Raw genomic sequence first — 11,192 nt, 5'->3', positions numbered from 1 at the left:
TAACCAAACGGAACCTACGTTCTCTCGTGGATGAAGCTGTCTGTCTTCTATGTCAACCTTTGTCAGCTTAGCTATAGTAACTAAAGCTACAGTGGCGCGATATTCCTTACCAGTAATCTATGAGCATTTGTTCAACTCGGGGAGAGAATCTCATGCCGCAGACGCTTTTCAAGGTGGATTTGACCAAGCCAATGACGGAGCAGGAGGTTCCAGGCCATAACCGTTGGCATCCCGATATTCCGGCGGTGGTGTCAGTGAATCCAGGGGACACCTTTCGCATCGAGTGCAAGGACTGGACGGACGGGCAAATACGAAATAACGACGACCCCAGCGATGTCCGGGATGTGGACCTGACGGTGGTACACGTGCTCAGCGGTCCCATTTGGGTCAATGGGGCGCAGCCGGGCGACATTTTGGTGGTGGATCTGTTGGACATTGGGCCGCTGCCGGGCGATGAATGGGGCTTTACCGGCATTTTTGACCGCAATAATGGAGGTGGGTTTTTGACGGACCATTTCCCCAACGCAGCCAAAGCCATTTGGGACATTGAAGGCATTTACACATCATCGCGGCATATTCCAGGGGTGCGGTTTGCGGGGATTCCCCATCCGGGGTTGATTGGCTGTGCGCCGTCCCATGAGTTGTTGGCGAAATGGAACGCTCGGGAAAGGGCTTTGGTGGAAAAGGGCGGCCCTCCCTGGAAACCGAAGATTCCCCCGCTGGCGGCTTTACCGAATCCTCAAAACGCTATCTTGGGAACGCTGCCCAAATCCGAGTGGGAACGGGTTGCCGTGGAAGCCGCCCGCACTGTACCGCCCCGCGAGCATGGAGGCAACTGCGACATCAAGAATCTCTCAAAAGGGTCGCGAATTTACTTCCCTGTCTATGTCGAAGGCGCGAAATTGTCCATGGGCGATATTCATTTCTCCCAGGGCGATGGCGAGATTTCCTTCTGCGGCGCGATTGAAATGGCGGGCTACATTGACCTGCATGTGGATCTGATTAAAGGGGGTGTGGAAAAGTATGGCCTCACCAATCCCATCTTCAAACCAGGGCCAGTGGAACCTCGCTACTCAGAGTACCTGGTGTTTGAAGGAATTTCGGTGGATGAATTTACAGGGGAACAGTATTACTTAGACGCCCACGTGGCCTACCGGCGTGCTTGTTTGAATGCCATTGAATACCTCAAAAAGTTTGGCTATACCGGCGAGCAAGCCTATTTACTGCTCAGTTGTGCGCCGATTGAAGGTCGCATTAGCGGCATCGTGGACATTCCCAACGCCTGTTGCACTCTGGCCATTCCCACTGCCATCTTTGACCGCAACATCTTGCCGGTTTAGGAGTCGGACCCATGCCAGTGTATGACTTTCGTTGCCGTCAGTGCGGCGAGTTTGAGGTGTGGCGTTCGCTGTCGGAGATGAGCCTGCCAGTGTACTGCCCGACTTGTGGCGCGTCAGCCCAAAGAATTTACACGCCACCGGCTATCGCGCTCAACGGTCCATTACGGCTGGACCGGCAAGAACAGAAAGAACCGCGCCTCGTCCGACGGGAACGGGAACCGGAAAAACCTCGCTTTCGTCAGTCCACTTGTAGTCGCCCTTGGATGATTGGCCACTAGGTTTGCGGCCAGTGGGGGTGGAAGTTTGACCGTCTGTTGCTAGCGGAACGGTCGGACAGGTGCAGTTGATGAGGAGAAATAGACGCCAGGTCGCTTTGGAGTTGGGTGTGCTAGCGGCATTCCTAACGTTGGTAGCTCCAACTCCTGCTCACACTTCAGCAGCGGAAATAGCCGCCAGGCGCTTAGTTGAGCACTTTGGTCGGCGTTTGCAAGGGGTCTATCTGTCGTCACCCCCACCCCAAATTCGGCAGATGATTCGGCAACATTATGGAGCGTTGGTTTCACCATCTTTGCTAGCACGTTGGCTCCAAAACCCAAGGCGTGCACCCGGACGCTGGACGTCTAGCCCTTGGCCAGACCACATTGAAGTTACATCTCTCACCCGTGCCGGTCATCAGGGCTTTGTAATCCAGGGTCATGTGGTAGAAATGACGAGCACCGGTACTAGCGCGCGCATTCCTGTTTGTTTCGTTGTGCAAAAACTCCAGAACCGCTGGCAGATCACAGAGTACACACCCCAACCTTGCCCGGCAACAGAATGTTCGACATGAGCAACGGCTGCAATCCTCAAGCTATGGCTGAGCTGATTTAATTCGTCGGGAGACCCGTCCCCTACAGTCCCACAACATGACAAGCAGAAACGGTTCAGCTATATTGCATAACGTTATCGAGTCCTGCGTCAGCAAGTCGCCCGTAAATCCCTGGGTGCTTACCGTCCCGCGCTAAACCTGATCCAGCGCCTATGGCACTATTTACTAGCAACGGTACAGATTCCGACAAACTACTGCTAGACGGAACTGTCTCAACGGGAATGGAAATGTTTGCTGGCTCACCTTGCGGCGCAAATGCAGACAGTTACGGGTCGAGGCGTGCTTAAGGAAGAATTTGTCACCTGCGGTGGGATCCCCTGGAGCGAGGTAAATAGCCGCACGATGCAAAGAGGGCCGTACCTGGCTGGAGAGATTTTAGGATTTTAGACATGGACGGGCTAACGGGTGGGTTTAACCTGCAAGCCGCCTGGACAACGGGCTGGGTGGCGGGACAAGCGTTGGGAGCAACGGACCATGGCTAATCTACCGCGTCTGTCCCCTTGGCTGACGGGTGCCGCTTACTACTTGGGCAAATTGTTGTTTCCCCTGTACTTCCGCCGGATTGAAGTCACTGGCCAGGAGCACATCCCCAAAACGGGTGCCTTACTGGTGACGCCAACCCATCGTTCGCGCTGGGATGCGGTGATGGTGCCCTATGGGGTCGGCTGGTTGACCTCGGGACGCCATCTGTACTTCATGGTGGCCGCCGAAGAGATGCGTGGGTTCCAGGGCTGGTGGATCCGCCAGTTGGGGGGCTTTCCCGTGCGCCGGGACCGACCAGGGCGCGAGTCTTTACAAACTGCCATTGAACTGCTGCGCCGGGGTGAGAGTTTGGTGATGTTTCCCGAGGGCAAAATCTCCCGCGACGGCACCCTCTTGCCCCTGAAGCCTGGCCCCGTCCATCTGGCGTTGCAGGCAGTGCGACAAAACCCGGACCTAGTGCTCTATCTTTTACCCATGTATCTCTGGTACAGCCACCCCTATCAACCTTGGGGCACCGACGTGAAGATTCGCATTGGCCAGGGGTTGCGGGTATTTCCTCCAGCGGAGGGAGCTGTGCGCCAGGCGACGCAAACCTTGACCGACGCGCTACGGAATGCCCTGATAGCCTTGGGTCAGGGCCTGCACCACTCGGTCTAGCCCCACACTTCGGGACGCCTTGACCACTAGCCGGTCCCCTGGTTGCAGGAGCGTTTGCAGCCGTTGAATGATTTGGGCGTGACTGGGGTATCGCTCCACCGGTATGGCATCTGCCGCCTCCGCTAGGGGAAGGATTTCTGGGTCCTCCAGCAGTATTGCGTAATCATATTGCAATGCCACAATCTGGCGTCCTACCTCCTGGTGCAGCGCCGTTGACAGTTCGCCCAACTCCCGCATGGCGCCCAATACCGCGATATAGCGCCGGCCAGGCATTTGTCTCAGGGTTTGCAAAGCGGCGCATACGGCCTCGGGGCTGGCGTTGTAGCTCTCATCCAGCAGGAGAATGTCCGGTTCCAATCGCACCCAGCGACTGCGACCCGGCGGCAACTCCAGCGGCAAAGGCCGAGGCAAATCCCGCCAGGGCAACCCCAACACCTGAGCTACGGCCAGGGCCGCCAGGAAATTCAAAGCGTTGTGTTCCCCCGGCAAGGGTAACGGGTAGCGCCAATCGCCGATGACCAGTTCATTGCCCTCAACGCGCCCCTGCAAATCCCCTTGGTGAAAGCCGTAGGTGTAGGTTGCGCCGTCCCATACTGCCTGGGCCGTCTGGTGCAACCGTTCGTTTTCCCGCCAGTAAATCGCTGTGCCTTGGGGGGGCAGGTGCGCAAATAGTTCACACTTGGCCTGGGCAATGGCCTCCCGCGACCCTAAGCGACCAATGTGGGCTGTGCCGACAGTAGTGATTACCCCGATCTGGGGCCGCGCGACCTGAGTCAAACGAGCAATTTCCCCGCGCCCGCGCATGGCCATTTCCACCACTGCGTAGTCATGTTCTGCCCGTAGCTGCAACAGGGTTTTTGCCACGCCGATGTCGTTGTTTTCGTTGGCTGCGCTTTTGAGCACCCGACCAAAGTGGGACAACACCGCCGCCAGCAACTCTTTTGTCGTCGTCTTGCCCGCTGAGCCAGTGATGCCAATGACGGGAAGGGCAAATCGCTGTCGCCACCACGCCGCCAGGGTTTGATAGGCCTGTAATGTGTCGGGGACGTATAGCAATGGTTGAGATGACAAAAGCTGCTCCGGTCGCTGGATAATGGCCGCCACTGCGCCTTGGGCAAGCGCCGCTGCGACAAAATCGTGCCCGTCATGCCGTTCCCCTACCAGAGCAATGAACACCTCTCCCGGTTGGATATGCCGACTATCGGTACTAATGCCGCAGACTGGCCCGCTCAGAGGTTGACTAGGGGTTGCTCCCAGAATTGAGATCAGTTGTTCGAGTCGCCACACGTTTGCTACTGCTGTGGATGATTCTGCATTTTAGCGGTCAGCCTGCTCCTGTTCAGCCTGGAACACCCGCACCAATTCATGAATGGCGAAGTTGAGCACCTCTAGCAGCGACTCCGGCGGCAACAGCTCACAGATTTGGAGAATCTGCTGCGTCACAGCTTCCCGATTGATGGGTGGAGGTTGAGATGATTGCGACATTTCTCCCTGAACAGAAAGACGAAAAAGCAATATGAGCCAGATACCAAATTGCAGGGTTTCCGTGCCTGGGACTGGTAGTAAACCGACTTACGTATATCCACTCTAGAAATTGTTCTCAACTGCAGGGTCAAGAGTATTTTCTATCAAAAGTTTCTATAGCAATTTGAGTACGTTTACTGTTGGAGAGCCAAGCTTGCTGCAACGTATCCCCACCGGTGCCCGTAAAGCCACGGTGCTAGGGGAATTCAGCCGACTTTCTCAGAAACTTTACAAAAATTATTGATCCTTCTGTGAAATTAAGTTAAGCTAAGTACACAGGAGCGAGTCGTTTACGCTATTTTTTTGGAATCGGGGTGCAGCGCGACCCGGTGGGGAGAGAGACATGGTATCGGGACGGGATGAGCGGTTAATTCGCTTTTTACGGGAGGAGCTAGCGGTGTCAGCGGCTTCGATTGAGATGGCGCTGCGGCGGGAGGATTCGGGTCAAGGGCCGTTGCCGATTGTGCTGTGGCGGTATGGGTTAATCAGTTTGGATGAATTGGACCGGGTGTTTGCCTGGCTGGATACAGTAGATGCCACTGGTTAATTTCCACCTGCTTTAGCGGGGTGGTTCGCATATCAATAGGCTCATTCCACTGCGCGCCGGTTCTAAGGTTAGACGCGGACGGCCAGGTTGGGCTTGGGTGTATTGAGGAAGCACTCGCTGAGCCTGCTGGTAGGGTACGCGAAACACGATAGCCTCTAGTTGGCCATGAGGGCAAGCGCGAGCCTTAGGGTCTCGGTCTAGCCAGGCGGAACCGCAAATGCCTGCCCACACTTCTGCCACTGGCAGCGTTCGATAGCGTCCTTGGGCAGCAAATACGGCAATTCCTTGGATTTCCGGGTCGAGGTGGGTCGGACGCTGGCGTGCTAGGGAGCGAAACAGAGCACTGCTTTTGCAGCGTTCAAATCCCTGTAAAATTTGGTCGTTGACAGTCACGGTCTGTGCGGCCCCCAACAGGGCTAAGCCGCTCAGCGCGAAAACTGTTACTGGCCACCACTTCGTCAATCTCATAAATCAAAGCAAAGGAATGCTAACCAGTAGGGCAGGTACTCCATAGCTAATGATAAGGTCCAGGAGAAAGCATCCGGCACCCCCTGGGAACTAGAAAGAGAGCCGTCCTGCTTGCCTTTTGCCTTAGTAATCCTATTGGGAGCTGGTTTAATTCTCGTGATTTCCGGCTTGATGTGATACGCTCATCGTGCTGGCTTGCGTACGCCAGTGACCCATTGACATCATCCTTATTGCCAAGTTTTGATAGCAGATTAAGAGAGATTTTTGCCTAGAGAACCAGCATGGCCAATGGCGTAATCCATGACCGCTTGACGCTTTGGACTGCACCGGTCGTCGGGTTCGCAACGTGGCAGTTGACCGGCGGGGGGCATTGGCCCTGGGTTGTGACTGGCAGCTATGTTTTTAGCGGGTTGATGTTTAGCGGCGATTTGGATATTCGGTCGCGCCAATGGCGGCGCTGGGGTTGGCTCCGTTTTCTTTGGATTCCCTATCAAAAACTCTGTAAACATCGCTCGTTTTGGTCGCACGGGCCACTGGTGGGAACTTTGGGCCGGTTGCTTTACTTGGGACTGGTATTGGGAATGGTTTTAGCACTCGCTTGGAGCTGGAGTTGGTGGCAAGGAAAACCGTGGCCTTTGCTGTCTTGGCTCAAACAGTATGGGAGCAAGTACCAAGGAGAATGGCTAGCGGTTGGTATTGGTCTGGAATTGGGCGCGTGGAGTCATTCCCTTGCCGATTGGCTCAGTTCGCGCTGGAAAAAATGGCGCGCTCCCTAACCGGAACTTAGGACGCAAAAATGACGTCTAAAATGGGAGATAGAGCAAACGGCTGCAGGCCAAAGGGGGAATAGGCAATGAAAAGTTTCTGGCTCGGCGCTTTGGCAATGGGAATAATGACCTTGGGCGCACCGGCGCTGGCCGACCCCGGTTACGGCTACGGGTACGGACATCCGGTAGTTTTCCCCTACAAACGATTTGCGCTGCTGTATCCATCCCCAGTATTTCCACGAGGCGGTAGCATCTACGTTGCACCCCTACAAACCACGGTGGTAGTACCGTCAACGGTAACGCTCTATCCCTATGTGAGTTACAACTCCCGCATCGGGTTTTCCTACGGGTTTACGGCGATTCCCCAGGTGACGGTTGTAGGGGGTTACGTCACACCGCTTTACGGTCCAGGGTTTGTGATTTATCCCAACGCACCCCGTTATTAACTGCTCCGTTTTGCGGTAGGATGCCAGTCGGGGTGTCAAAGGGACGCCGATGCGGATTGCCCTGTTTACGGAGACTTTTTTACCCAAAATTGATGGCATCGTGACGCGGTTGCGTCACACGATTCGCTGGCTAGGGCGGATGGGAGATGACGTGCTTGTATTTGCGCCAGCGGGCGCCCCGGCGGAATACTGTGGGGCGGAGGTCGTTGGTGTTGCTGGCACTCCCTTGCCCCTGTACCCAGAACTGAAACTGGCGTGGCCCCACTGGGGAATTGCCCAGAAACTGAGAGCGTTTCGCCCGGATGTTGTCCACGTGGTGAATCCAGCGGTGCTGGGGGTGGGCGGTTTGTTATTCAGCAAATGGTACCAATTGCCGTTGGTAGCGTCCTACCACACCCACTTGCCCCGCTATCTCCAACACTACGGGTTGGGGGCGTTCGAGGGCCTGCTGTGGACGTTGCTGCGGGCGGGCCATAACCAGGCGCGGTTGAACCTGTGTACCTCGACCGCCATGATGGAAGAATTGCGCCGCAACGGCATTGAACGCCTGGCTTTGTGGCAGCGGGGCGTGGATACGGAGTTGTTTCATCCAGGGCAATATTGCCAAACCATGCGGGCGCGGCTCACCCAGGGCCACCCCGATGCACCCCTGTTGCTCTACGTGGGACGGTTGTCGGCGGAGAAGGAGATCGAACGGCTGCGGCCCCTGTTGACGGCATTCCCAACGGCGCACCTGGCGTTAGTCGGTGACGGCCCCCATCGGGATGCCTTGGCCCAGTATTTCGCCGGAACCAACACTCATTTCATCGGCTATCTAGAGGGAGAAGCCTTGGCCCAGGCCTTTGCCAGCGCCGATGTGTTTGTATTTCCCTCCTGCACCGAGACGTTGGGACTGGTCCTGCTGGAGGCGATGGCTGCTGGTTGTCCGGTGGTGGCGGCCCGGCGCGGGGGGATTACCGATATCGTCCAGGACGGGGTCAATGGCTATCTCTACGAACCCGAGCAAGAACAGGGGTTAATTGAGGCGGTGCAGCGGGTGCTGGCGTCTCCCGAACAACGGCAAGCCCTGCAACACGCCGCCCGCCAGGAGGCCGAACGCTGGGGCTGGGACCAGGCGACGGCGCAGTTGCGCCAGTACTACCAGCAGGTGGCTCGGTGTTGACCCTCGAGCAGCGGTTTCAAGGGTGCCTCCTGGGGACCTGGTTGGCGTGGCAATTGGCGGGCGACCTGAGCTGGAGTCGATGGCTAGACTGGGGATGTCGCTACTGGACTGGTCAGACGACCCAAGCGCCCGTGGCAACGGTGGCCGAAGAGGCGTTGCTGCTGCTGTTGCCAGGGCTGTTGCTCAGCTATCCCAACCAGTACGCGGAGGTGGTAGCAGCGGCGGGATTACCAGAAGTTGTCCAAGCGTGGGCCATCGCTCTCGACCGGGCGCTGCGGGGCCAGGTGGGTGAACCCCTGGCTGAGACTGATTCGTGGCCGGAACTAGCTCAATCGGTGGCGGATTTCCACCGCGCCCCAGATGACCCCGAAGTTGCCCTCACCTGGGCCAACCGCCAGGGACGCTCCGCCTTTACGCTGGGACTCACCGGCTGGCTATTGGGCGCTTATGGGGGGGCAACGGCGTTTCCCGCCCATTGGGTGGTGCGCTTACCAGCTACCCACTGGCGAGATTGGGGAACGGCGCTCTTGGCGCGCTGGGCCGGGGTGCGCAACGGGACAGGCCCTTGGGCGGTGCAGGCCAAGGAAACCGTTTGCCCAACGTGAGCTACCATAGGGGAGTGGACAATTCTGGGCCGTCGTCGGCAAAGGAGTCAGGCGCGTGCATCTCAGCGAAATTACCCATCCCAATCAGTTGCACGGATTGTCCATCCCCCAGCTCGAGGCGATCGCCCGCCAGATTCGGGAAAAGCATTTGCAGACGGTGGCGGTCAACGGCGGTCACCTAGGGCCGGGGTTGGGAGTTGTTGAACTCACCCTGGCGCTGTACCAAACCCTGGACCTGGACCGGGATAAGGTCATCTGGGATGTGGGCCACCAGGCGTACCCCCATAAGCTCATCACGGGGCGCTACCACCAGTTCCATACCCTGCGGCAAAAGGGGGGCATCGCCGGCTACCTGAGACGCTCAGAGAGTCGCTTTGACCACTTTGGGGCGGGCCATGCCTCCACGAGCATCTCAGCAGCCTTGGGGATGGCCATTGCCCGCGACCTCAAAGGGGAAGATTTCAAGGTGGTAGCGATCATCGGCGATGGCGCTCTCACCGGTGGCATGGCGTTGGAAGCGATCAACCATGCAGGACACTTGCCCAAAACTCGCCTGCTGGTGGTGCTCAACGACAATGAAATGTCCATTTCTCCCAACGTCGGGGCGATTCCTCGCTATCTCAACAAGCTGCGCCACAGCCCACCGGTGCAGTTTCTGACGGAGAACCTAGAGGAGCAGTTCAAGCACTTGCCCTTTATCGACGCCGCCCTAGCGCGCAATATGAAGGAGGGGATGAAGCGGCTGACAGTGCCCAAGGTAGGGGCCGTGTTCGAGGAATTGGGCTTTACCTACTTCGGGCCAGTGGACGGGCACAACATTGCCGAGATGATCGAAACGTTCAAGCAGGCCCATCAAATCGGCGGTCCGGTGCTGGTGCATGTGGTGACTGTCAAAGGCAAGGGCTACGAGGTGGCCGAACGCGACCAGGTGGGGTACCACGCCCAAAATCCCTTTGACTTGACCACCGGCAAACCTAAACCCAGCAGCAAACCTAAGCCGCCCAGTTACTCCAAGGTGTTCGGCCAGACCCTGACTCGCCTGGCTCAGGACAACCCCCGCATTATCGGGATTACAGCGGCTATGGCTACCGGAACGGGCCTAGATATTTTGCAAAAGCAGTGCCCCAATCAGTACATTGACGTGGGGATTGCGGAGCAGCACGCGGTAACCCTGGCGGCGGGTATGGCCTGTGAAGGGATGCGCCCGGTGGTGGCGATTTACTCCACCTTTTTGCAGCGGGCCTACGACCAGGTGGTTCACGACGTCTGCATCCAAAAGTTGCCGGTGTTTTTCTGCATGGACCGTGCGGGCATCGTGGGCGCCGATGGGCCGACCCACCAGGGGATGTACGACATTGCCTACCTGCGTTGTTTGCCGAATATGGTGTTGATGGCCCCCAAGGACGAAGCCGAGCTGCAGCGGATGCTTGTCACCGGCATTCAGTACACCGATGGCCCGATTGCCATGCGCTATCCACGAGGAGAGGGCTACGGCGTTCCCCTGATGGAGGAGGGCTGGGAACCGCTCCCGATCGGCAAGGGAGAACTGCTGCGGCACGGGAAGGACGTGCTCATCGTCGCCTACGGTTCGATGGTGGTGCCAGGACTCCAGACGGCGGAGCTGCTCAAGGAACAGGGGATCGATGCGGCGGTGGTCAACGCCCGCTTTGCCAAGCCCCTAGATACGGAACTGATTCTACCCTTGGCGCGGGACATTGGCTGCGTGGTGACGATGGAAGAAGGCTGCCGGATGGGGGGATTTGGCAGTGCCGTCGCAGAAGCTCTGCTAGATGCGGGTTTAGCGCTACCTGTACTGCGCATCGGCGTACCCGATATTTTGGTGGAACACGCCAAGCCAGACGAGTCCAAAGCCGATTTGGGATTGACGCCGCCCCAAATGGCCGAGCAGATTCAGCGGTTTGTGGGGCAAGGGCAGGCGTTGGTGGTCAATGCGCCGGGGTAAACGCCAAGATGCTCTAGACGGTCCAGGCGACTGCTGCCACAGTCGGGTCAAGATGCACCGATGCTTGCGTCCAGAGTTTAGAGCAAATCTTTAAGGTTTTGGTTGCAAGGTGCAGCGCTGTTGGTGGTTCTCTCTCTAATGAACTAAAGTGACTTAGCTATAACATCAAGTGGTTTGAATTACAGATGTTCGGTCATGAAAATGCTCCCCATTGTTCACGGTTCGTGAAAAAGTCATTACCTTTGTCATTTGTACATGTCGAGCCGTTTACAGTTGCCTTGCAACTATAGCTAAAATCACAAAACTTGACATAAGCTACGGATAGTTTCATTGACCAAGGATTGCAGATTTTCGATTGGACT

Annotated in this window: 13 protein-coding genes; 10 read left to right on the top strand and 3 right to left on the bottom strand. The window is 57.0% G+C overall.

Features of this window, described 5'->3' with window-relative positions:
- The first annotated feature begins 152 nt into the window (after positions 1–152).
- The 4 genes from NZ705_11880 (at position 153) to NZ705_11865 (ending at position 3,348) form a co-directional block, all read left to right on the top strand.
- Positions 153–1,340, top strand: a complete 1,188-nt coding sequence (locus NZ705_11880; protein ID MCS7293643.1) for an acetamidase/formamidase family protein — start codon at positions 153–155, stop codon at positions 1,338–1,340.
- An 11-nt stretch (positions 1,341–1,351) separates the two neighbouring features.
- Positions 1,352–1,618 carry a zinc ribbon domain-containing protein gene (locus tag NZ705_11875; GenBank protein ID MCS7293642.1) on the top strand — a complete coding sequence of 89 codons (267 nt, stop codon included), beginning with the start codon at positions 1,352–1,354 and terminating at the stop codon, positions 1,616–1,618.
- A gap of 979 nt (positions 1,619–2,597) precedes the next feature.
- Positions 2,598–2,690, top strand: a complete 93-nt coding sequence (locus tag NZ705_11870; GenBank protein MCS7293641.1) for an NAD(P)/FAD-dependent oxidoreductase — start codon at positions 2,598–2,600, stop codon at positions 2,688–2,690.
- On the top strand, positions 2,683–3,348 hold the full coding sequence (locus NZ705_11865) for a 1-acyl-sn-glycerol-3-phosphate acyltransferase (protein MCS7293640.1): 666 nt from the start codon (positions 2,683–2,685) through the stop codon (positions 3,346–3,348). The genes NZ705_11870 and NZ705_11865 overlap by 8 nt, the downstream gene beginning before the upstream one ends.
- On the opposite strand, the gene NZ705_11860 is transcribed toward NZ705_11865, so the two are convergent.
- Positions 3,298–4,635 carry a UDP-N-acetylmuramoyl-tripeptide--D-alanyl-D-alanine ligase gene (locus NZ705_11860; GenBank protein MCS7293639.1) on the bottom strand — a complete coding sequence of 446 codons (1,338 nt, stop codon included), beginning with the start codon at positions 4,633–4,635 and terminating at the stop codon, positions 3,298–3,300. The two genes, NZ705_11865 and NZ705_11860, sit on opposite strands and share 51 nt — an antisense overlap.
- A 30-nt stretch (positions 4,636–4,665) precedes the next feature.
- Complete coding sequence (locus NZ705_11855; GenBank protein MCS7293638.1) at positions 4,666–4,833, bottom strand: hypothetical protein; 168 nt, start codon at positions 4,831–4,833, stop codon at positions 4,666–4,668.
- A 382-nt stretch (positions 4,834–5,215) separates the two neighbouring features.
- Here NZ705_11855 and NZ705_11850 point away from each other — a divergent pair, with 382 nt between their 5' ends.
- Entirely contained in the window at positions 5,216–5,419 is a 204-nt protein-coding gene (locus NZ705_11850; GenBank protein MCS7293637.1) for a DUF2949 domain-containing protein, read from the top strand.
- A gap of 12 nt (positions 5,420–5,431) precedes the next feature.
- Here the strand turns inward: NZ705_11850 and NZ705_11845 are convergent, their stop codons facing one another.
- Entirely contained in the window at positions 5,432–5,887 is a 456-nt protein-coding gene (locus NZ705_11845) for a hypothetical protein (protein MCS7293636.1), read from the bottom strand.
- A 281-nt stretch (positions 5,888–6,168) separates the two neighbouring features.
- Here NZ705_11845 and NZ705_11840 point away from each other — a divergent pair, with 281 nt between their 5' ends.
- The 5 genes from NZ705_11840 to dxs all read left to right on the top strand — a co-directional run bounded on the left by NZ705_11840 (position 6,169) and on the right by dxs (position 10,830).
- Entirely contained in the window at positions 6,169–6,663 is a 495-nt protein-coding gene (locus NZ705_11840) for a metal-binding protein (protein ID MCS7293635.1), read from the top strand.
- Positions 6,664–6,779: 116 nt separating this feature from the next.
- Complete coding sequence (locus tag NZ705_11835; protein ID MCS7293634.1) at positions 6,780–7,100, top strand: hypothetical protein; 321 nt, start codon at positions 6,780–6,782, stop codon at positions 7,098–7,100.
- 49 nt (positions 7,101–7,149) lie between these two features.
- Entirely contained in the window at positions 7,150–8,262 is a 1,113-nt protein-coding gene (locus NZ705_11830; protein MCS7293633.1) for a glycosyltransferase family 1 protein, read from the top strand.
- Positions 8,256–8,867 (top strand): hypothetical protein, encoded by a 612-nt coding sequence (locus NZ705_11825; protein ID MCS7293632.1) that lies wholly within the window; start codon positions 8,256–8,258, stop codon positions 8,865–8,867. Before NZ705_11830 ends, NZ705_11825 begins: the two co-directional genes overlap by 7 nt.
- A 55-nt stretch (positions 8,868–8,922) precedes the next feature.
- On the top strand, positions 8,923–10,830 hold the full coding sequence (gene dxs, locus NZ705_11820) for a 1-deoxy-D-xylulose-5-phosphate synthase (protein MCS7293631.1): 1,908 nt from the start codon (positions 8,923–8,925) through the stop codon (positions 10,828–10,830).
- Positions 10,831–11,192 lie beyond the last annotated feature (362 nt).

The sequence above is a fragment of the Gloeomargarita sp. SKYB120 genome (genome assembly GCA_025062155.1).
Classification (GTDB): Bacteria; Cyanobacteriota; Cyanobacteriia; order Gloeomargaritales; family Gloeomargaritaceae; genus Gloeomargarita.
Note: the sequence above shows the minus strand (reverse complement) of the source record. Positions and strands in the feature narration are given on the sequence as shown.

Excerpts from the sequence above, each read along its gene's own strand:
- NZ705_11880 (MCS7293643.1), top strand. The coding sequence starts at position 153 with ATGCCGCAGACGCTTTTCAAGGTGGATTTGACCAAGCCAATGACGGAG.
- NZ705_11875 (MCS7293642.1), top strand. The coding sequence starts at position 1,352 with ATGCCAGTGTATGACTTTCGTTGCCGTCAGTGCGGCGAGTTTGAGGTG.
- NZ705_11870 (MCS7293641.1), top strand. The coding sequence starts at position 2,598 with ATGGACGGGCTAACGGGTGGGTTTAACCTGCAAGCCGCCTGGACAACG.
- NZ705_11865 (MCS7293640.1), top strand. The coding sequence starts at position 2,683 with ATGGCTAATCTACCGCGTCTGTCCCCTTGGCTGACGGGTGCCGCTTAC.
- NZ705_11855 (MCS7293638.1), bottom strand. The coding sequence starts at position 4,833 with ATGTCGCAATCATCTCAACCTCCACCCATCAATCGGGAAGCTGTGACG.
- NZ705_11850 (MCS7293637.1), top strand. The coding sequence starts at position 5,216 with ATGGTATCGGGACGGGATGAGCGGTTAATTCGCTTTTTACGGGAGGAG.
- NZ705_11845 (MCS7293636.1), bottom strand. The coding sequence starts at position 5,887 with ATGAGATTGACGAAGTGGTGGCCAGTAACAGTTTTCGCGCTGAGCGGC.
- NZ705_11840 (MCS7293635.1), top strand. The coding sequence starts at position 6,169 with ATGGCCAATGGCGTAATCCATGACCGCTTGACGCTTTGGACTGCACCG.
- NZ705_11835 (MCS7293634.1), top strand. The coding sequence starts at position 6,780 with ATGACCTTGGGCGCACCGGCGCTGGCCGACCCCGGTTACGGCTACGGG.
- NZ705_11830 (MCS7293633.1), top strand. The coding sequence starts at position 7,150 with ATGCGGATTGCCCTGTTTACGGAGACTTTTTTACCCAAAATTGATGGC.